At 40.0% G+C, this 21,288-nt stretch carries 13 protein-coding genes and 1 pseudogene; 4 read left to right on the top strand and 10 right to left on the bottom strand.

The window, feature by feature from the left end:
• The first annotated feature begins 182 nt into the window (after nt 1–182).
• The 3 genes and pseudogenes from I6F45_RS17565 to I6F45_RS17575 all read left to right on the top strand — a co-directional run bounded on the left by I6F45_RS17565 (nt 183) and on the right by I6F45_RS17575 (nt 2,574).
• The gene (locus tag I6F45_RS17565) at nt 183–695 is read left to right on the top strand and encodes a DUF6624 domain-containing protein (RefSeq protein WP_231609695.1); all 513 of its coding nucleotides are present in this window, start codon (nt 183–185) and stop codon (nt 693–695) included.
• A 263-nt stretch (nt 696–958) separates the two neighbouring features.
• A pseudogene (locus I6F45_RS17570) lies at nt 959–1,162 on the top strand (transposase); the annotation flags it as partial.
• A 401-nt stretch (nt 1,163–1,563) separates the two neighbouring features.
• Nucleotides 1,564–2,574, top strand: a complete 1,011-nt coding sequence (locus tag I6F45_RS17575; protein WP_166420374.1) for an alpha/beta fold hydrolase — start codon at nt 1,564–1,566, stop codon at nt 2,572–2,574.
• A 444-nt stretch (nt 2,575–3,018) separates the two neighbouring features.
• Here I6F45_RS17575 and I6F45_RS17580 read toward each other — a convergent pair whose 3' ends face one another.
• The 3 genes from I6F45_RS17580 to I6F45_RS17590 all read right to left on the bottom strand — a co-directional run bounded on the left by I6F45_RS17580 (nt 3,019) and on the right by I6F45_RS17590 (nt 11,025).
• A complete protein-coding gene (locus I6F45_RS17580; protein WP_197161423.1) occupies nt 3,019–5,952 on the bottom strand; it encodes a TonB-dependent receptor in 2,934 nt (977 codons plus the stop codon).
• A gap of 65 nt (nt 5,953–6,017) precedes the next feature.
• Nucleotides 6,018–8,678: a glycoside hydrolase family 16 protein gene (locus I6F45_RS17585; protein WP_197161424.1), complete on the bottom strand. Its 2,661-nt coding sequence runs from the start codon at nt 8,676–8,678 to the stop codon at nt 6,018–6,020.
• Between the two features lie 322 nt (nt 8,679–9,000).
• Complete coding sequence (locus I6F45_RS17590; RefSeq protein ID WP_197161425.1) at nt 9,001–11,025, bottom strand: winged helix-turn-helix domain-containing protein; 2,025 nt, start codon at nt 11,023–11,025, stop codon at nt 9,001–9,003.
• A gap of 170 nt (nt 11,026–11,195) precedes the next feature.
• On the opposite strand from I6F45_RS17590, the gene I6F45_RS17595 reads away from it, so the two are divergent.
• The gene (locus I6F45_RS17595; RefSeq protein ID WP_197161426.1) at nt 11,196–12,977 is read left to right on the top strand and encodes an alpha/beta hydrolase; all 1,782 of its coding nucleotides are present in this window, start codon (nt 11,196–11,198) and stop codon (nt 12,975–12,977) included.
• Nucleotides 12,978–13,011: 34 nt separating this feature from the next.
• Here the strand turns inward: I6F45_RS17595 and I6F45_RS17600 are convergent, their stop codons facing one another.
• From I6F45_RS17600 to I6F45_RS17630, 7 genes are all read right to left on the bottom strand, one after another.
• Nucleotides 13,012–13,803: a sterol desaturase family protein gene (locus tag I6F45_RS17600; RefSeq protein WP_197161428.1), complete on the bottom strand. Its 792-nt coding sequence runs from the start codon at nt 13,801–13,803 to the stop codon at nt 13,012–13,014.
• Nucleotides 13,796–14,476: a CDP-alcohol phosphatidyltransferase family protein gene (locus tag I6F45_RS17605; protein ID WP_197161430.1), complete on the bottom strand. Its 681-nt coding sequence runs from the start codon at nt 14,474–14,476 to the stop codon at nt 13,796–13,798. Before I6F45_RS17605 ends, I6F45_RS17600 begins: the two co-directional genes overlap by 8 nt.
• Before the next feature lie 32 nt (nt 14,477–14,508).
• The gene (locus I6F45_RS17610; RefSeq protein WP_024592912.1) at nt 14,509–15,147 is read right to left on the bottom strand and encodes an ATP-binding cassette domain-containing protein; all 639 of its coding nucleotides are present in this window, start codon (nt 15,145–15,147) and stop codon (nt 14,509–14,511) included.
• A 71-nt stretch (nt 15,148–15,218) separates the two neighbouring features.
• Nucleotides 15,219–16,973 carry an ABC transporter permease gene (locus I6F45_RS17615; RefSeq protein WP_197119642.1) on the bottom strand — a complete coding sequence of 585 codons (1,755 nt, stop codon included), beginning with the start codon at nt 16,971–16,973 and terminating at the stop codon, nt 15,219–15,221.
• Nucleotides 16,970–18,304, bottom strand: coding sequence for an ABC transporter substrate-binding protein (locus I6F45_RS17620; protein WP_197161432.1), 1,335 nt, complete (start codon nt 18,302–18,304; stop codon nt 16,970–16,972). Before I6F45_RS17620 ends, I6F45_RS17615 begins: the two co-directional genes overlap by 4 nt.
• Nucleotides 18,291–19,124, bottom strand: a complete 834-nt coding sequence (locus I6F45_RS17625; protein ID WP_197161434.1) for a DUF547 domain-containing protein — start codon at nt 19,122–19,124, stop codon at nt 18,291–18,293. Before I6F45_RS17625 ends, I6F45_RS17620 begins: the two co-directional genes overlap by 14 nt.
• Before the next feature lie 2 nt (nt 19,125–19,126).
• The gene (locus tag I6F45_RS17630; RefSeq protein ID WP_197161437.1) at nt 19,127–21,280 is read right to left on the bottom strand and encodes an FAD-dependent oxidoreductase; all 2,154 of its coding nucleotides are present in this window, start codon (nt 21,278–21,280) and stop codon (nt 19,127–19,129) included.
• Nucleotides 21,281–21,288: the final 8 nt, after the last annotated feature.

Genomic DNA, 21,288 nt, shown 5'->3' on the forward strand with positions numbered 1-21,288 from the left:
CAACAACCTAACAAGCCAAGTTAGCGGGAATTTTACTCACTGCAAAACGCTCAAAAACCCCCTGCTTGGGGCGTTATATGTACAAGGAGAGTTCAATTGATACGTTACCTATTATTACTGTTGATAATACCTTTTTATTCTTTTGCTGAAGTTAACCTTCCTCTGCAAAAGAACTAATTGAAATGGAGGTCGAAGATCAACATATTCGAAACAAAATAGGTGAGATAGGGTGGCAAAACCCACCTAAAGAACTCCTAGAAAAAATGATAAAAATAGATAATAGTAATACAGTAAGACTTAAAACTATCATCAAAAAGCATTCATGGGTTACAAAGGATTTAGTCGGGGTTGAGGGAGTTGGTGCCGCATTTTTAGTCATCCAGCATTCACCTGATGTTGCATTTAAAGAAAAAATGCTTCCTTATTTAAAACAATCATATTTGAATGGCGAAGGTGTTAGCGGACAACAAGTTGCCCTTTTAACTGATAGAGTTCTTATTGCACAAGGAAAGAAACAAATCTATGGTACTCAAGCTAACGTGACTGAAGGTAAAGTTGTGTTTAGCCCTATAGAAGATGAGACTAATGTAGATAAACGTCGTGAAGAGATGAAGATGCTCCCTTTAGATTTTTATTTAAAAATAATGGAAAAAATGTACGGGATTAAAGAACATCCTGAAATAGACTTGAATTAATGCCCATATAAGCTGTTAAACAAGGACAAAAAACAGTTGGCTCGCTAATTTTAACCAACTATTTTATTGCCTGTAAACAGGGCGTTGAGGCTGTAGAATTACTCTTTTTAGGAACGTATCTTACTATATTTGCTTGATTGTTTTTTAACCTTTAATCCATCTATTCGCTGTGATCTAATAGATATTATTCACCTATGGTAAACCGTTATGGCACTTTCTTTGGGTGAGAAGTTAAGCCTGACTTATCCTGTCAAAATAAATTCATTCCTATCAATTTCGCTGAGCAAATTATGCCAGGCACATTTGAATATGCCCTTTGTTATATTGTCGAAAATAAAATCGACTTGTCAGGATTTGACGCGTGGTATAACAACGACAAAACGGGCGCTGCTGCGTATCCGCCTTCGGTAATGCTAAAGATTATTTTACTGGGTTATGCGCATGGTGTGATTAGTAGCCGCCGAATTACACATTGGCGAACTAATGTGAGTAATTGTAAAAATTTACTCGCATAACATTTGAAATTATTAATAAGCACCAAGCCTGCATCACTGCAGTTATTTTCATGCGTGTAATTCAGGTTTAATAGCAACAATGGCATATTTAATTGATTAGATGAGAGCAACCAAGCAATAAAAGACAAATACCCAGGCTAAAAAACAAATTTAGAAGTATTATCTTATTTTTTAAATTAAGATGGATGTTTAGCTTAGAAAACCACTAAACAATCGAGTCGAGGCTAATTTTTAGATAGGATTGAGACATTAAAAGTAACATAACGAATTATGATTTTAATACAAGTAAATAGGCAGGGCCAAACTCTCCCTCATACTAAAAATACTAATGCATCTTATATACAGGAATGTAGATGAAAATCTGGAAAGGCACGTTTGCGATACTTACCACTCTGACATTACTGGTTGGGTGCGATTGGTTTGACGATAAAGTAACAGTGGCACCTGAGCAACAGGCTTATTTGATACCTGAACGTCATATAGAGAACGTTAAGTTACAAAAGCTATCGGCTAAAACATTATCTAATGAGCAGCTTTATCGTCGTGCTTTAAGTTTGTGGCCTGTAGCTTATCGCGAGCTTAGTATTCCTACCTCACTTGGTCAGGCTCGGGTTATTGTAGCAGGGCCAGAAGATGCTGAGGCTGTTGTTCTATTGCATGGTATGCAAGCGAACTCAGCTATGTGGTACCCTAATATAGCGGCATTAGCCGAACACTATCGGGTTTATGCCATTGACGATTTACTTGGTTCTGGAGGCTCACTTGCTGATACCGATATTTCAGGAATGACTCAAGTGGTAAGTTGGTATCAAGAATTATTTGATCTATTGCAATTGGACTCGATAAATCTAGTTGGTGCCTCGCGGGGAGGTTGGCAGGCGACTGCTATTGCACTAGCAGAATCAAATAATGAAATGTCGCGCATTCAAGCTTTGGTGTTGCTTAGCCCTGCGCAAACGTTCGGTTGGATTGAGCTAAGCGGTGACTTATTGTCGAGTATTTTGTTTACGTTAAACCCTGTACGCGATGAGGTTCAAGAGAGCTTAAAAACTTTGTCTACCAAAGTGCACTTGATTAACTCTATTTACTTGGATCAATATGTGGCAGCACTTGATGATAATCCTGTACCAGGTTTAATTACCGAAATGCGACCATTTTCAGATCAGCAGCTCCAACAAATTACTCAGCCTACACTAGTTATGATTGGTGATAATGACATAATGAACAATCAAGATAGTCTTGAGAGGGCAAATAAAATGCTGAAAAAAGTTCAAACTATACAGGTTCAAGATGCGGGACATTTTTTAACAGTCGATCAAGCTGAGCAAGTAAATCGTGCAGTATTGGATTTTTTATCTCTTTAATTTTTGGTGAGTTTACGTAAGCATAAAATTTTTACTCAAATCCCCACGGATATCACGTTAACTATTGAAGCAAATAAAGTAAGACACTTAGCTTTTCGCAGTTTGTATTTGGGTGCAGGTTGTACGGAACAACTAAATTGTAATTTTTAGTGTTAATACTTTTCTCAGCTATTTTAAAGGTTCTTTTAGAAGTGCAAATTACGCCTTTTTTATTTCCTCGAATTTCTCATCGTTTGCGACCATCTCAATGAGTTAGGGTAATTTAATGAAAGGTGAATACTTAAACCAGCCATTGCAACGTTTTAATAGGAATAGATAAAGTAATTATTCCTAACAAGGTTTTTGTTGATAGGACAACTAATGTGTTCCTTGAGCAAATAAAAGCGTTATAAAAAAAGCCGCTCGTTGTAACGAGCGGCTTAACTATTCTAACTAAGGGATGCTTTAGAACGTGTAACGAGCACCAATTGAGTAACGAGGACCGTATTGATTAGCAAATAAGAACTGCTCTTCGTAACGTCCGTAACCTTCTTCGGTTGCATTGTTTAAGTTTATGCCATCAAAAAATACCGTTACGTTTTCGTTTACATCGTAGTTAACGCTCATATCCCATTGGCCATAGGCTTTAGCATATTGCGGAGGTGCATCAGCTGAGCCTTGTGCTTGGCCTACACCAATTAGGTATGAGTCGCGCCATGCGTAAGTAATTTTAACCGATAAGCCATCTTTTTCGTAAAAGCCTTGAAAGTTAGCTGAGTCACTCAAACCTGTAAGCGGTGCCTGTTGATCAAGACTTTCGCTATCAAATTCAACGTCGCCATCTACAAACGTCGCGTTAACACCAACACCAAAACCGGTTTCACCAATTAAGTGCTGAACGGCAACTTCAAAACCATCTACCGATTTACTGTCGGTATTTTGTGGCTGGCTAATATTCCAGGTAATTAGCGGATCATCGCTGTTTGGTTCAATAACGCCATTTGCATTGCCGTAACCGCTAGCAATCATTTGTGCAAAAATAGCATCGGTTGTTGCTTGCTCGCCACGTGATTCAATATCACTTACGGCTTGTAAGTAACGAGGGCCGTTTAAAATATCGTATAGGCCATCAATAGTAGTTTGCGTAATGGTGGTTTGAATAAAGTTATCAACGTCTTTTTTAAAGTAACCAACAGACGCGTAGCTGCCTTCTGCGTAGTAATACTCAAGTGATAAATCAAGGTTTGTTGATTCAAAAGGCAGTAAGCTTGTATTACCTTGGCTACCTGTACGAGAACCTGGTTTTGGGCTGCCTGTTAAACTACGGCCACCGGCTAAATTACCTAGTGGTGCACGCGACATTGTTTTACCCCAAGATACGCGGGCTACTACGTCTTCAGTTAAATCAACACTTACGTCGATTGAAGGCAGTAAAACATCGTAATCACCTTGTTGCTCTAAGAAGTTATCATCGCCGCCAGCAGCGTATTGCATGATCCACTCTGAAGCGCTGATCCAATTAACTTGATCTTCAACGCGTTGACGTACAGTACTGGTTACGTCTGTTTGCTCATAGCGTAGGCCTGCATTTACTTTTACGTAGTAGTTACTTACGTCAAATTCCCAGCTTGATTGAACATAAAAGCTATTAGTGATTTCTTCTACGTAGCTTTCGCTGTCAATACCATCCATATAGGCATTGGCGGCGTATGCATCGCCGCCTGTTACATCAGCTGTTAAATATGCAATTTGACGTGCTACGGCTTCATCAAAGTCATACGTGTAGTAGTAATTAGGTTGTAAGTCGCTACCACCGCCAGCAAATTGGTCTAAAAGGCCCGAGGTATCGTGGCGAGTAAACATGCTATCTGGGAATATTTCTGTGTAAGATGGGTTAAAACCTGGACCACCTACTAAACCACTCCATGCAGTGTAACCGCCGGTGTTTTGCTCAGTACGTGATGCGCCAAATTTAACCTTAACTAAACCAATGTCATAACTTTCGTTGTACCACGTAGTATGTAGTTGTAACTGTTCAATGTTCGACTCACCTGGCGAGTGTGTAAACTGACTAAAGTTTGAGTCAATTTCGCCCGGTGTTAGTTCGCTTGTGCCATTTAACCAGTTAACTTGAGCACTTGGAATATCGCCTGTGCGGTAATCGTAAATTTTATTAGCAAGCTGGTCTGAGCCCAAAATCACTTGGCCGATACTGCCTAGCCCGTCATCGGCGCCGTTGTCAGTCTCATTTTTAGAGTCGTGGTAATCAAGCTCTACGTGCCACGTATCGTTAATTTCCCAATCAAGGTTTAACCCAATAGAGTGCGCTTTTACTTCTGTAGTGCCTTTAGTAGATGTGAATGATGCATCGTTACCGCTAATATCGGCGTAAACAGCTGTGCCATTTTCATCAAGCTCGTAGCCGTTAATATTGCTACCAAAGTCGTTCCAAATACCCCAACCGATACTCTGTGAACCTGTAACTGCTTTACTTGCTGTATAATCCAATGTGGCTACAAAGCTATCTACCGGTGCAAACTGAAAAGTAACTTGTCCGTTTGTGCGTTCACGTTCTACGTCTTCAATAGCGTAGTTCATGTCTTTAGGGAAGTAGTAGTTACCTGATGTATCTGTACGGTTATCAACAACGTTGCTGCTATCTAAATCAGGTAGGTCTACGTTTGCTTGCCAGCCTTGAATATTGGCACTTTGTTTTTGAAAGTCACGCTCTTGGTGAGAAAACGAAAAACCAAAACCAAAAGTGTCATCTACAAAAGTATTGCTGTAAACAGTAGAAAACTCTGGTGTTACGTCATCGCCAGCTTCGTTTGACGAGTCGTGATTTGCTTTAACGGTTGCTGAAAAGTTCTGACCCGGCTTTTGAAAAGGGCGTGCAGTAGAAATATTTACCGTTGCACCTAAGCCACCGCTTGGCACGTCTGCACGTGCTGTTTTAAATACTTCAAGGGCACTTACACCTTCAGAGGCGATGTTTTCAAGGTTATACGAACGTGTATAACCTGTGCCCGGCATTTGGCGGCCATTTAAGGTAATTAAGTTAAACTCAGGGCCAAAACCACGTACTGTAATTTGGCTACCTTCACCGTTTGCACGGCTCACCGATACGCCGGTAATACGTTGTAATGATTCTGCTAAGTTGGTATCTGGGAATTTACCCATTTCTTCAGATGAAATGGCATCTACAATGCCAGAAGAGTCGCGTTTCATATCCATAGAACGAATAAGTGAACCACGAATACCTTTTACTTCAATAACTTCTACATCAGATGAAACGCTTGTTTCTGCTTCTGCCGCAATAGCTGTGTTTAATGTGCTTGCAGCAATGATGAGAGACACAGAAGCCGCAAGTTGGCTCTTTTTAAAATTGAATGTGTTCATAATAGCTCTGCTTTATAAAATGTTGTTGTGTAGCAATAGGCGCTAAGCGCCTATTGGTGTGTGTTTTATGGATTTGCAATAATCACGTTGTCTATACGGTAAAGCGCGCCATCGCCCATGTCCCAGCTAGGAAAAACCATAATTACGTTTAATGCGCTAATGTCTAAGCCGGCATCAAATAATTGCTGAAGAGGGAAGGTGTATGTTTGCCATTCGCCCGTTACAGGTACTTGGCCTTCAACACTGCTTGATAAAGCAAGCTCTACGGCACTCGATGTACCAATTGATTCAATTTTAAATAGCCATTGTGCGTCAATATCTGAAGGGGCTGATACAACTTTCATATCAAATTGAACTACACCATTTTCAAGTATTGCAGAGGCATCGAACGATACGTCTTCATCAGCAATAAAGCCCATTACTGTAGCAGTAGAACCAATGCTAAATTGCGCTACTGCGCCATGCGCGTCATCATCGGTTTCTGTTGTTGGTGTAGAGCCACCACAACAATCCCAAATACTCCACTGATCGGCAGCTGCATCTTTAAATACAGTAAGCTCACCCGTTGCAGCTGGCGCTGCATTTGGATTATAAATCTTAACGTTATCTACACGGTAAACAGAGCCTTCACCTGCACCCCACGCTGGGGAAATCATTAGTACATCTATAGTACTTACATCTAAGCCAGCAGCTGCAAGATCAGACAGCTTAAACGTATATGTTTGCCACTCGCCAGTAACTGGCGCTACGCCTTCAACACTTGCCGTTAATTCAAGCTCTACTGCAGAGTCACCTTCGTTTGACTCAACTTTAAACAACCACGGTGTAGTTGGGTCACTCGGTGCAGACGTTACTTTTAAATCAAATTGAATAACGCCTTCATCTAAAATGCTACTAGCATCAAACGATTCACCTGCGCCACCTGACGATGTGCGGCTATTAAAGCCCATTACAGTAGGCTCTGCACCAATGCTAAATTCTGCGGTTAAACCATGCTCTTCATCATCCATAGCTTCAACAGGGGTTGAGCCACCACAACAATCCCACATTGGCCATGCTAGATTTTGCTCATCAGTAAAAATAGTAAGCTCAGGTGATACGCCTAAGTTATCTTGAGTAATCTCAACATCGTCAATTAAATAAACAGCGCCTTCACCTGCGCCCCATGCTGGAAACACCATGATCACATCAATTGCACTAATATCTAAATTTGCAGCATCTAGATCTTTTAATAAAAATGTATAAGTTTGCCATTGGCCAACAACAGGACTTACGCCTTCAATGCTATCTGTAATCGGCATTTCTAATGCGCTAGAACCTTCATTACTTTCAAGTTTTACAAGCCAAGCTGCATCAGCAGTGCCTGGTGCATTTGTTACTTTCATTTTAAAACGAACGTAACCTTCATCCAACATTGGAGAAGCATCAAACGGGCTGGCTTTTCCTGCTTCGTCAGTAATAAAAATCTCACGGCTAATAAAGCCCATTACAGTGGGTTCTGCACCTACTACAAATTCAACTACATCACCTTGGGTTTCATCTGCAATAATTGCGGGAGTAGATCCTCCACAACAATCCCATGCAGGCCAATTTGGATTAAATGACTCACCAAAAATAGTCAGTGGTGTTGCAATGCCTGTCGAAGGTGGGCTAGGAATTGGTGCATCGCCTTCAAGCAATGCATCGTCTAGGCTATTGTAACCCGGGCGAATAGTTTCACAGCCTTTACCTGTTTCAGGGTTTGATGCACATTGATAAACACGTACGTAATCAATAGCAAAGGTTTGGCCGTTTTCAAATGCGCTAGCATCTATACCTAGATTATTAACGTTTTCAGGCCAGTCGCCGCCTACTGCTAGGTTTAGCAATAAGTGAAAGTCTTTATCAAATGGTGCGCTATCCCAGTGAGTTTCAAGCTCGCCAGAACCTTGCTCAAAATATTCTGCAAACCAGCCACGGTGTTTTAGACCTACAGCCTCGTCACTTGCATTAGTACGAACTTCTGATTGACGCTGAGTTGCATAAAGGTAACCGTCTACGTACCAGCGAATTTCACCTTCTTGCCATTCAACAGCATACGTGTGGAAATCATCTGCCGGGTTAGTATTTTCAGGGAATTTAAATTCTTTGCCCGTAGAGCTGTTATCTGGCCACGCGCGTCCGTAATGAAGTGTGCCGTGGATGCTTGACTCTATTCCACCGTCTTCATCCGGTGTTTTAAGATTTACTGATTCTAAAACATCTATTTCGCCAGAACGAGGCCAAGTGCCATAAACTTCATCTGTTGGCAGCATCCAAAATGCTGGCCAGCTACCTTGCCCTGATGGAAGTTTGGCGCGCACTTCAAAGCGACCATACGTAAAGTCAGCGTTGTAACGCGTATTTAAGCGTGCTGAAGTATAAGGTTTTTCTGCACCTTCTTCAGCGGGTAGGGCAACAATGTTTAACACACCGTCTGCAATAAATGCATTTTGCTCGCTGTCGGTGTAACACTGTTTCTCGTTGTTACCACCGCCATTGCAGTTTAATTCATAGTTCCATTTGTTTGTATCAATGGCTGAGCCTTCAAACTCGTCGCTCCAAACCATTTGCCAATCTGATACTGGTTCAGAGGCATCTACATTTTCAAAATTTGATTTAGTGGCAGAGTCGCCACCACAGCCAGCTAACGTAACTAAAGAGATAGCGGCAAGTAAACGTGTAATGTGCGTTGTTTCAATGTTCATAACTGAACCCCGGTTTCAACAGATTATTGTCAGATTAATTGTTTTACGATCTATGTATTTTTGTGTTGTAAGCGCTTACATTTGTAAATGTGTTTTGTAAGCGCTTACAAATGATATTGTGGAGTACGCAAATGGTCAACATATTTGTTTATTTTATTTACAATTAGTTTACGGTAAGACCAGTTGCAGGACTGAAAAATACATAAATACGAGGAGCGTAAGCAGTTTACTTATTTACATATGTATTGCCAAACAGCTTATAGTAAAGCATTTTTATTATTTTATATTTGAAAAACACACAACCTATATTTAAAAACGATAATTAAAAGGCATATTGATAAATATCTCCTTGAATGGTTTTTAGGCGTACCCAGAATATATGTTGCTGATCAGGTGCCACTGTATACTGGTGAACAAAACCATCAGGTTTTGGCATGATCAAATTCTCTTTTTGAGTATTGATATTAAAAGTCCAAATTCCCGTTGCTTCTCGATAAAAGTATAATTGGTGGTCAATAAGTTGCCAGTTTAGCCAGTTGATTCGATTGAAGTTTTTAATAACAAGTTCTTCACTTGTTGTTGTTAAATTTTTACGCCATAAACCATCTACATTAAATTTAGAGTAATAGAGGTATTGATCTACGATTCTGCCGCTATAACCCCCATTTAAAGTTAATTGACTGTGTGTATCGGTACTTCGTTGATACAACCGCAGTTGCCATTGTCCAGAAGCGTTTGTGCTATAAATAATGTTATTTTGTGCGTCGTAATTAGCAACATAGCTATTGTGATTTTTAGTAAACACTTTTTGATAGGCATTTTTATTTAAATCTAGTTCAAAAACATCGCCGTGCTTAGTAAATAAAATACGACTGCCATCATCAGATAGTTCGTAGCGTACAAACTGTAGATCAAAGGGTAAATCGATATCAATTAATTGGGCCTCGTCGTTTTTAACTCTCCAAAAGTGATGGCTTTTGTAACGCGTAGACAAAAAAGTTTGAGTGTTTGCCCGCATACGAGGAAGCAGCTCTGTGCGCGCACTTTGCTGCCACACATGTTGACTACTGTTAATAGTGTTATATTTTACAATTTCGCTTACGACATTAAGACTACTTACTAATAGCGAGGCATTCAATTTAGCTGGGATAATAGCTAAAGAGTTAATTGTAAAATCTAATTTTTTTATCGAATAATATTCACCACTCGCGGCTTCTAAAGAGAAAATAGTGTTGTTGTTTGCGATAACTAAAGTATTGTTTTTAGAATGCCATACAAGACTTTTTACACGCAGATTAACTACGTATTCGTTTAATTTTTCTTCTTCATTTTTAATAATTATTTTTGAGTCGTTTTCGCTTATATAACGAACAATAGCAAGTTGATTACTATGGTTATTGTAGGAGAAATCAAAATCGCCCTTAGTATTATTTTTACTACTTGGATTTGTAATTTGTCTTAATCTACTCGTGTTTATATTATAGCTATATACTTGATATGGATGAGATTTACTAAAACGTTTATTGAAGTAAAATGTATTGTTTTCTCCCCAAGCTAGTGAGGTTGGGAACTCATCACATGAAAATAAAAACTGCTTTTTCTTAGTGTGTACATGATAAGTCGAAATTAAACATTGTTCATCAATGTGTGTGGCATAAACGATATATTCTCCATCAGCACTTATCGTCGCCAACGAATTTGTTAGTACACTGTTTTGAGTATGTGTTTTTGTATCATATAAATAAACCGATTGACGGTCATCCTCATCAAGGTGATGGAACAAAATGAGTCCCCCAGATTGGGTGGCCGAGAGCTTATATTCTCTACCTTGCAAACCAATCAATGGCGCACTAACAAGTAATAATTTATTTGGCGTGATTAAGTTTTCAACTTTGAAGAGTGTGCTAAAAAGGGTAGTTAATAGCAGAGCTATAATAATTGCAATAATTGATGCTTTTTTGATATTGCGCACAGGTTTCTTGAATGATGGGCTTTTAAAAGCAACCTTTTGCTCAACAGGCATTTCATCGTGAGAAATATCTGTGTTCGTTACAGTAGCAACTAACCGATACCCTTGAGTTGGGACAGTTTCAATAATATTTTCATTAGTTAACGCTGAAAAATGGTTTCTCAATAAAGACACGGTTCGATTGATCGCTCCCTCACCTACAACCCGATTATTCCAGACTTCAACGATGAGTTGGTCGCGAGTGACAATTTTCCCATTAGCTGCTAGTAAAGTAATTAATAAACTGAATACTTTTGGTTCAAGTTTTCTAGTTTGACTGTCATTTTTTAATGTTCGCTGCTCTTCGTCAAAAATAACACCAGAAATATGGACAGCCATAGGGTTCTCTATCATATTGAAATTACATTGCTTTTTAAAACATAACATAAATACAACAAAAACATAAGCGTCAACTATGGCAACAACAAATAAGTATATGATTTGCTACCAACTCATATTTAATGAGAGTAGAGAAGATGCGTACTTATTTATATTTATTATTGAAAATAATGACAGTCACATTATTAATGGCCGGTTGTAATGGTACTAATAAGGATTCGAGTTTAACAAGTACCCAGCCCAAGGGTTTAACTAAAGTTAAATTAAAAAATCGAAGTTATTATGTGGCAACACCACGTAATAACTTTGATACAAAAAAATCTTATAAGCTTTTATTAGCTTTTCATGGTTCTGGGCAGAGCGCTAAAAATATGCAGAGTATGGCTGCGTTTGAATCTGCATCAGAAAATTATATAGTTGTTTACCCACAATCAAAAGTTGAAGAGTGGAATGAAGGATGTGATTGCAATAAACCCCATCGATTAGGCATTAATGATTTGGTGTTTGTCGAAAATGTTGTTGATGATGTTAAAGCTAAATACAACATTATTGATGGAGAGCTTTTTGCGGTCGGGTTTTCTCAAGGAGGTTTATTTACACAAAATTTAATGTGTAATAGTAGTTTAAAGTTTGCGGCCATAGCATCAGTTGCCTCGCCTATGTCAGAGCAGCTGTCTCAACGATGCGAGATAGTAAATCACACCAACTACATGATGGTACATGGCACAAATGATCAGACTTTACCCTTTGAAGGTAAAACTCATTCAAATTTTGGATTAATCCCAAGTAGGCTTGCTATTGAAATAATAGCCAAAGAAAACAGTATTGATTCGGGTGTACAATTAGAAAAAAGTCAGGCAATCGCTAAATATACATTTAAAAATGATAGCTATATCAACCAATTGGTAGCAATTGAAGGCGGTGGGCATAGTTGGGCATTTAGTAGTTTTAACACCACTGAAGAATTAATAAGCTTTTTTGATACAGTAAGTAAAACTAAACTCGATACCTACTCAAAATTATATCGCGTTGATCAACAACAAAAAATCGATGTACATGTACGTAGCATGGGCCTTGAACATTCGGGGCCCGCGATTATTCTTTTATCGGGCTTTAATAAAAACTTTCATAGTGACAGTGCTTGGTTTGCTTTACTGCAGCCATTGATAGCAAAAACTCATCGTGTACACGTCATAGAACGCTTTGGAAGCGGTTTTAGTAGCCCTGCTGAGCAACCATCGTATGCTTCTTTTGTGCCTGCATTAGATAAAACGTTAGGACTGCTTAATGAAAAGGAGCTAATTATTGTTAGCTTTGCCAGTGCAAATATTTTGGCTCACTTATGGCAAAATTCACCTGATTCACAATTTGTAACTAGCCTTAACGGTATGGTGTGGATTGACCCCGATGTTTTGCTGCCACACTCTATTAGCTTGTATCAAGATTGGCCCGTATATTGGTATAGAGACGCGGGTGATACCTTAATCACACATATAGAAGAAGGTAATTGGACGCAAAGGACTCGAGATAAATTAATTGATGAACGTACAACGACCGAAACACTCATCCCTTCACATCATAAAGCAGAAATGAATTGGCCGTACTTTGATTTAATAAGCCAAAGCCGTACTCAAATTGATAAACAAGTAACACGAGCAAGAGAGATTATGAATTATCATGATGATTTAAATCGTGTTATTAGTGCCGATATAGCCACATCCACTCCAATCTCCGTTATAGATACTGATTTTGAATCGTATGATATTAAAAATGCAGAACCTGACTTCGTCGATAATTTAGTATTATGGCAACAAGAGGGCTCTCTATGGAGCCAGCAAATTAGTGAGCAATCGGGTGGGCAATATATACCTCTAAGTAATAGCGATCATATGGCAGTTTTTCAGCGCCCAGACGACATTTTAAAAGCAATAAAAAATATAAAAAGTAAATAACCTGATGTAATATATTAACTAAGTGAGCTTATGCTCACTTATTTTTAAAAGGCATGATCAATAAGCCCCACAATGAGGCATTTTGCTTTTGGCTGGGGTATTCTTTTAAGCCAATATTTATATCTGCGTCGGTTTTTTTTGCTTTATCTTTGTAGCTGCCAAATAATTTATCCCACCAAATTACACTAAAACCATAGTTAGAGTTAGTTTCGCTAACCACTTGGCTGTGGTGGATTCGATGCAATATTTGCGTCATTAATATTAAACGCAGTGGTTTTTCAATGGCATTAGGTAGGCGTATATTTGCATGGTTAAATAATGCTAAACCATTAAGTGCTATTTCAAATATTAATACTGCAATAGCAGGTACACCTAAGGCAGTAACTGCAATGAGCTTTATAAGTATGCTCAGCACAATTTCGATAGGATGAAAGCGCAGGCCTGTACTGGTATCTACATGTGCATCGGCGTGGTGTACACGGTGCAAACGCCATAAAATAGGCACGTTATGAAATAACCTATGTTGCCAGTAAATGAGTATATCGAGTAATAGCATGCTTAAAACAATAGTTATTACGCTTGGCATGGCGATTTGATTAAATAAGCCTATGCCGTGTTCTTGATTATAAAGTGCCACGGCAGTTAACCCAATAGGGACCACTAAGCGCGCAATAACTGATGATGCAAACACTAATCCAAAATTAGCAAACCAACGTGTGCTCCTTTTAATGGGAGATGTACGCGCAGGCATACGCGATTCAAGCAGCATCATAATAACTAAAATGCTAAAAAAGAAACCTAAGCGCCACCATATTTCGTTAGTCATTTATTACCTCAGAATTTGCACTGCTAGGCACGTTTTCAGCTGCTTTGTTAGCATCGGCTTCTTGTTGCTTAAGTGTATGATATCCGCCATGTATACGTGTAAAAATAGTAATAGCGCACGCTGCGGCAAAAATACTCGCCATAATGGCAAAATGCTGCGGCCAAATACAAAATGCAATAAATAGCGCTATTGTTTCAGTGCCTTCGGTTAAGCCGTTTAAGTAGTAAAAGCTTTTGTATTTAAATTGCGGTTTTTCGAGTTTAAATTTTTCGGCGGCAATCGCAAAAGCTAAAAAGCTTGAGCCCGTACCAATAAAAGTGGCAAGTAATAACGATCCCGCTATCGCGTTTTGCTCTGGGTTTGCCAAAATAAAGCCAAGCGGAATAGCCGCGTAAAATAAAAAGTCGAGTGTGATATCTAAAAAGCCACCCGCGCTTGAACTTTGGTTTGCATAGCGTGCTAATGCGCCATCAAGTCCATCTAAAATTCGATTTAAAGCAATGGCAACTAATGCCCCGTACCACATTTCAAATGCCAGTAATGGCACGGCTAATAAGCCAACTAAAAAGCCAATCACAGTGAGCTGATCGGCAGTTATGCCGCGTTTATGCATAAGCATAACCACAGGTGTTAAAAGTGGCTTAATTATAGGGGTGATAAATTTGTCTAGCATGTTTTTTGCCTTATGCGTTTAAAGCTATGTATTTAAAGTGCGCTACTTAAAGTAATTAGTTTGCCACTTGCAGCGTCGGCGTCGCTATGGTCGTGAGTTACCATAATTGCAGGTAGCTTATGATCGCGTATTTGGCTAAACACGAGTTCGCGTGTATCAACACGCAGTTGGGTGTCGAGTTTGCTAAAGGGTTCGTCGAGTAAAATGGCTTTAGGTTCACTCAGCAGCATACGTAATAATGCAACACGGGCTTGCTGCCCGCCCGATAAGTTATCGGGATGACGATTACCCATGTCTTTAAGACCTACTTGCTCAAGTGCGTGTTCTATTTTTTCAAGGCGTTGTTTTTTATTTCCTTTGGGCATTGCAAAGGCAATGTTACCAGCAACAGTTAAATGAGAAAACAATAAAGCGTCTTGATAAAGCACTCCAATATGGCGCAAGTGTGGAGGGGTGTTATCGATATTTTGACCATTAAGCCACACCTCACCATTGGCCTTAAAGCTACTTGGTAAAGTACCTGTAAGCCAATTTAATAAGCTTGATTTACCACTGCCTGATGGGCCCATAATAGTCAGAATTTCACCGCCATTAACTTGCTCGTTTAAGCTAAGTAACAGCTCATTTTGGCGATAAAGCTGACAATTTTTAATTTGTAACGATGACTGCATTAAAAAACCTTAACCCTGATAGTGTTAAACATGGGTGCTTTAAATATGTGCACTTTTAAACTTGCGTACTTTTAAACACGTGCACTTTTGAAAAAATATTTAGGTAAACCCCATGCCAGTATAAATCCAATAAGTGGCAACGCCATTTGCATAATAGCGTACACGGCACTGGTGCGTCTGCTTGCGCCATTGGCAAGCGTAACAGCTTCGGTTGTTATTGTGGCTATGCGCCCGCCGCCAGCTAAAAGCGTGGGGAGGTATTGTCCAAAACTAATTGCTAAGCCCAGTGCGGCTGCAATTAAAATAGGGGCAAACAACTGAGGTAGTTTTACTTTAAAAAACACCTTGCATGGCGCTGCGCCTAGGCTTGCTGCAACATGAGCAAAACGAGGATCTAAGCGCCTATAGCTGCTCGCAAGTGACAAAAACACATAAGGCAACACAAACAGTAAATGCGTAAGTACCACATTAAAAAATGCGGCTTGGTTATTTACCAATTGTTGTATCCATACTAGCCCAAACAAAAAGGCAATACTGGGTACTAATAACGGTAAGTAAATAATTAAACTGGTAAAACGAGAAATAGGTTTGTCATTCAACTGCTCTGATTCTAAACACAGTAAAGTAAGAATAATGGCAAATAGTGTGGTTACTAAACCGATTGCTAGCGTATTAAAAAGCGGGCTGCCCATTTGCATTAGCGCACTTTTAAAATGCAGTAGTGTAAATTGCTCAGGCATTGCATCTGGAAAACGCCAAAAACCTGCAACCGACCACATAACTAAACCAATAAGCGACAATAGTATAAAGCTAATTACTAATGCGGTGAGTACGACCGTTATTTTTTGCCAATAAAATCCGCCGTATTCGCGCACTCCATTAGTGAGAGAGTCGCTAAATAGCACTTTTACGGCCTTTTCCCCGCCAAGCCAAAGGGCTAACAAACCGCCTGTAACAGCCAGTTGTAATAAAGCGCCCGCTGAGGCTTTAATACGCAGGTTTAAATCAACATCGTTAAACCAATGCATTATTGCAACGGCCAACGTAGGTGGTGTATTTGGGCCTAAAATAAGTGGCATTTCTACACTGGCACTGGCATAGGCAAGCACTGCTAAAAGCGGTAAACGCAGCAGTGGATAAAGGCTGGGCAGTATTACTTTAAAAAAGGCGGTCATTGGGCAATAACCCAAGTTAAGCGCAACCTTATGTTGTTGGCGTAACTTTTTGCCAAGCTCAGGTTGAGCAAGTACACCCAGTGCCATTAATAGTAAAAAAGGCAGCTCTTTGAGTGTTAAGCCCAAAATTATACTAATACCGAACGAATCATGCGGAAACATGCCGTTTGGCGCAAGTTCCCAGCCGCTCAACCAAGGCGACGCTAAGCGTGAAATCATACCAGAAGGGGCAATTAAAAAACCTACTGCAATAGCTGCGGCGGCATGAGGTATAACTAATATAGGGCTCAATAAACGCTGAATTCGGTTAAGCCAAGGGCTATTAAAAAACGCAGCTAAAATCATTAAGGTAATGATAAATGCAAGCAAAGTACTTATTAAACCTGTTGCAACGCTTAAGGTAACCATTTGGGTAAGGCCAGGTGTTTGCCAAAGGGCATTAAAACCTTGCAAGCTAAACGTTGTTTGCTCAAGTACGGGCGCATAACCAAAGGCAGGCAGCAATACGCTAATTAAGCCACCAAGTACGGGTAGTATAAGTAAAGCGAGTAAAAATCGCGGGCTAAATTTTACAATGCGCGTAAACATATCGGTGCTGCACTGCGTTGTTGCTTTGGTATTTACGGGGACACTTTTTGAAATAACGCTCATTGGCTTACTCCATAACGGGTTTGCCAACCTTGCATAATGGCGTTTACCCAGCTTGGATGAGGTTCGCTCAATGTGCGTTTAATACTGTTTAAAGGCAGTGCACTTGGATGCGGTTTAGCTGTTTTAAATAAGGCTTGCTGATCAGGCGTTAGCGTTGATTGAATAAGTACGCTTTTATCGCCCCATATATGCGCTTTTTGTTTTTCAGCTTGCGCCTCTGGGCTCATTAAAAAATTAGCCACTAATTGCGCACTTTGCTGGTGGGTTGCATTGTAAGGGATTGCCACAAAATGGGTATTACTTAAACTGCCATCACTCATTGCATAGCTGCGAATGCTGTTTGGCAAATCATAGCGTTTTACAGCTGCCGGTACTTCTGGTGCAGAAAAAGTAAAGGCTAAGCTCAGCTCTGTATCGTCTACTAGGCGGCGCATTTGAGCACCACTTTGCATAAAATGAGTGCCACCACGCCAAAGTGTTGGGTGCAGTTTATTTAAAAACTCCCACAAAGGGGTTAACACTTGCGCCGTGTTTTTAGTAGTAGCTGGTTGGTTTAGCTGCGCTTTAATGTTTTCGCTGCTTTGCTGATGCAGTACAACTAAGGCGTACTTTAAAAAGCTCATGCCTAAAAAGTCAGGCGGCTTTGGGTAACTAAAGCGACCAGGATTTTGCGCGCTCCAGTTTAATAATTCGTTTAATGTAGTCGGCAATTTGTTGTTTGCATTACCATTTATTGCAATGCTGTCGTAATAAAACGTAAGTGACGCTTGCCCCCATGGCGCTTCCATTCCATTGGTGGGTAGTCCAAAATCAAAGGTTACAGCAGGGTTGTTAGCCGGATCAGTTAATGCAAAGTTAGGTAATTTATTCGCCCATTCTTTTAAAAGAAGAGAGTGCTCGCTCATGGTGGCAAAGTTAGCCCCGTTGATCCACATTAAATCTACGCTGCCTTGGTTGTTATTGTTTGCTGATTTTTCGGCAAGTACACGGCTTACTGCTTCGCTGGTGTCACTTAATTTTACATGTACTAAGTTTATGTTGTACTTAGTTTTAACTTGTTTTGCAGCCCATTGAATATAGGCATTTATTTGCGCGTCGCCGCCCCATGCATAAAAGTATACATCTTGATTGCTACCAAGTGTTTGAACTTGTTGCCAGCGAGATCCCTGTTGTGTGTTTATTACTAAATTACTTTTACTATTTGAGTTAATAACGGTATTAGCAAACGCAGTGCTCGAAAAAACAGCTAAATTTGCGATTGTACAAACGCAAAACGCGACACAGCAAAAGCTGTATCGCGTCAGTGTTTGCCAAAACTTAATGGCGAACATTTAAATCCCAGTTGTAGTCTAAAAATTCAACTTTCATGTCATCATTTTTAAGTGCTTTTTGCTGAGCGGGTATTAGTTTAAGAGCGTCAGGATACTGCAAGAAAAACTGCTGTAACGTATTTGCACCTCTAAAGCCATTTTCAAAGTCATCACCGTACCACTTAAATATAGAAGACACGCTTAGCGTATTTTCTTGAGCCATATTACGTGTCATATCTGATAAAAAGCGCACCGTTTGCTCTTGCAATTGGCTTTCTAAATCAGTGGCTGTATACGCTTCTTCTCGAAGCGCTGGGCAACCAATACTCGCGCAATTTACTGCAAAGTGAATGCGTGGGTCGTTGTATTTACCGCTGCCACGTATTAAACCATGTTCTATATCATCAAGGCTGCGAGTTTTGCCAAGTAATGGCACAAACTCTTTACTCCATGGTGAGCTAAAAAAGCTCCCTAAGTCTTTAATTGATTTAAGATCAGGGTGCTCTTTACTGGCAAGGTTTGAGACGATAAGCTCAACAGTCCACGCATTATAAGCATTGATTAAAAAAGCGAGTTGCTTAGGCTTTTCCCATGCGTCAAATTCGCTTTGCGTTACCGCCGTTAACGAATCTAAATACGTTTTTAGCTGTGCATGCTCACGTTTTATAGCAGCGTAATCAACCTCAGTACTGTGACCTTGGTTAATTTCGATAACGTGCTTATTTAACAATGTATTCCAGCTATCGTGCATGTTCTGGGCTTGGGCTGTAAATGACGTTGCAAACGATGTTGCAACTAAAGCCGAGCCAAGTAGTAATGCCTTTAGAGGTGTTTTAAACATAATTAACCTCGACGCCAAGTATGGTATTTTTCAAGCAAGTTAAGCACTTTTTCAGGTGCATGAGCGCGTTTCCACTCGCCTGCTGCGTATTTGTTACCTTCAGCCCAAGTAGGGTAGCTGTGTATAGTACCTAATATTTTATTAAGACCTAAGCCGTGTTTCATTGCCAGTACAAACTCAGCAATCAAATCGCCAGCGTGTTCAGACACCACAGTAACACCGAGTATTTTGTCTTTGCCTTTGGGTGTAATTACTTTAATAAAGCCTTTTGTAGCGCTGTCGGTAATTGCACGGTCTAGCTCTTCAAATTCAAAGCGAGTAATCTCAAAGTCTATGCCTTTGTCTTTTGCGTCTTGCTCGTTTAAGCCAACACGTGCAACTTCTGGGTCAATAAACGTAGTCCATGGAATAACACGGTAATCTACTTTAAACTTTTTAAGGTTACCAAATAAGCCATTTACCGCTGCGTACCAACCTTGATGGGCTGCCACATGTGTAAACTGGTACGGGCCCACTATATCACCCGCTGCAAAAATATTTGGGTATAGCGTTTCAAGGTATTCATTAGTTACTACAGTACGGTTTGTTTCTATGCCTAGCTCTTCAAGGCCGTAACCTTTAAGGCGTGCACTTCGACCAACGGCACATAATAGCTCGTCATATTCAATATTTATTTCTTTGTCGTTATGTTTAACAATAATGAATTTTTTACCATCGCGCGTTTCACAGCGAAGTGCTTGGTGCGATGTTAAAATATTAACGCCACTTTCGGTTAACGCTTCGTGAGCAAAAGTAGACACTTCAAGGTCTTCTTTGATCATGATGCGCTCTGCCATTTCAATTTGCGTAACGCTTGAACCTAAACGTGCAAAGCTTTGTGCTAATTCGCTACCAATTGGACCGCCGCCTAGTACTACAAGCTTTTTAGGGGCTTCGTCTAGCTCTGCAAATTTATTCCACAATGTATCGCTTGTTACATAGCCTGTTTCTTCAATACCAGGTAATGGTGGTACAAATGGGCGTGCGCCAGTGGCAATAACAATGGTGCGAGCGGTGAGTGTTTGCGTGCCACCGTCGTTAAGCTTAATTTCTACAGTCCACGGGTCTATTAATTTACCGTAACCTTTTACAACATCTACGCCTAAGTCGGTGTAGCGCTCAACACTGTCGTGTGGTGCTACATCTGCAATTACTTTATGTACACGTGCCATTACTTTTTTAAACGAAAACTGCGGTGTTGCGTTTTCTAAGCCGTAGTTTTCACCATGGCGAATTTGCTCTGCAATTTTAGCGCTTTTAATAACTGCTTTACTTGGAACACAACCGTAGTTTAAACAGTCGCCGCCCATTTCGCCCGCTTCAATAAGGGTTACTTTTGCTTTAACAGCAGCAGCAATATAACTTGTTACCAAACCACCTGCGCCTGCACCAATAACAATCATGTTACGGTCGAATTTTTTAGGCTTAGTGTAGTTTTTGTATACGCGACGTTTTTTAAACACGTTTAAGATTCCTTTTGCAATGAAAGGGAATATACCCAATAAAGCGAATGATAAAATTAAGTTGAATGATAAAATTCCAGATAAGCTATCTATTTTGGCCAGTTGCGTACCTGCATTAACAAATACAAATGTACCTGCTAGCATACCTAACTGGCTTACCCAGTAATAAGTCCATGACTTTATTGAGGTAACACCCATTAGTAAGTTGATTAAAAAGAACGGAAACACCGGTACTAAACGAAGAGTAAATAAGTAAAATCCACCTTCTTTTTCAACGCCTGCGTCAATTGCAGCTAAGCGCTCAGGAAAGCGTTGCTTAATAGTGTCACGTAGTAAGTAGCGCGATACTAAAAAGGCAAGTGTTGCGCCAATAGTTGATGCAAAAGATGCAACCAATAAGCCTTCAACTAAACCAAACAATGCACCTGCTGCAAGTGTTAAAATAGCTGCGCCCGGTAAAGAGAGAGCCGTTACCACTACATACAATAAAAAGAACCCACCAATAACGAGTAGCGGTGATTGCTCTTTGTAATCGCTAAACTGATCCATCGACCCTTTTAAGCCATCAAGCGTGAGCAATTGATGCAAATTAAAGTGAAAGAACAAGCCTACTGCGGCCGCTGCAATCAATAATAAAAATATTTTTTTAATCATGTTCTCTC

The organism is Pseudoalteromonas sp. SWYJZ19 (assembly GCF_015864375.1).
Taxonomy (GTDB): domain Bacteria; phylum Pseudomonadota; class Gammaproteobacteria; order Enterobacterales; family Alteromonadaceae; genus Pseudoalteromonas; species Pseudoalteromonas arctica.

Bases quoted from the DNA above. Each gene is read 5' to 3' on its own strand.
- I6F45_RS17615 (WP_197119642.1), bottom strand. From the start codon at position 16,973: ATGAGCGTTATTTCAAAAAGTGTCCCCGTAAATACCAAAGCAACAACG.
- I6F45_RS17610 (WP_024592912.1), bottom strand. From the start codon at position 15,147: ATGCAGTCATCGTTACAAATTAAAAATTGTCAGCTTTATCGCCAAAAT.
- I6F45_RS17580 (WP_197161423.1), bottom strand. From the start codon at position 5,952: ATGAACACATTCAATTTTAAAAAGAGCCAACTTGCGGCTTCTGTGTCT.
- I6F45_RS17630 (WP_197161437.1), bottom strand. From the start codon at position 21,280: ATGATTAAAAAAATATTTTTATTATTGATTGCAGCGGCCGCAGTAGGC.
- I6F45_RS17575 (WP_166420374.1), top strand. From the start codon at position 1,564: ATGAAAATCTGGAAAGGCACGTTTGCGATACTTACCACTCTGACATTA.
- I6F45_RS17605 (WP_197161430.1), bottom strand. From the start codon at position 14,476: ATGCTAGACAAATTTATCACCCCTATAATTAAGCCACTTTTAACACCT.
- I6F45_RS17620 (WP_197161432.1), bottom strand. From the start codon at position 18,304: ATGTTCGCCATTAAGTTTTGGCAAACACTGACGCGATACAGCTTTTGC.
- I6F45_RS17625 (WP_197161434.1), bottom strand. From the start codon at position 19,124: ATGTTTAAAACACCTCTAAAGGCATTACTACTTGGCTCGGCTTTAGTT.
- I6F45_RS17595 (WP_197161426.1), top strand. From the start codon at position 11,196: ATGACAGTCACATTATTAATGGCCGGTTGTAATGGTACTAATAAGGAT.
- I6F45_RS17585 (WP_197161424.1), bottom strand. From the start codon at position 8,678: ATGAACATTGAAACAACGCACATTACACGTTTACTTGCCGCTATCTCT.
- I6F45_RS17590 (WP_197161425.1), bottom strand. From the start codon at position 11,025: ATGGCTGTCCATATTTCTGGTGTTATTTTTGACGAAGAGCAGCGAACA.
- I6F45_RS17600 (WP_197161428.1), bottom strand. From the start codon at position 13,803: ATGACTAACGAAATATGGTGGCGCTTAGGTTTCTTTTTTAGCATTTTA.
- I6F45_RS17565 (WP_231609695.1), top strand. From the start codon at position 183: ATGGAGGTCGAAGATCAACATATTCGAAACAAAATAGGTGAGATAGGG.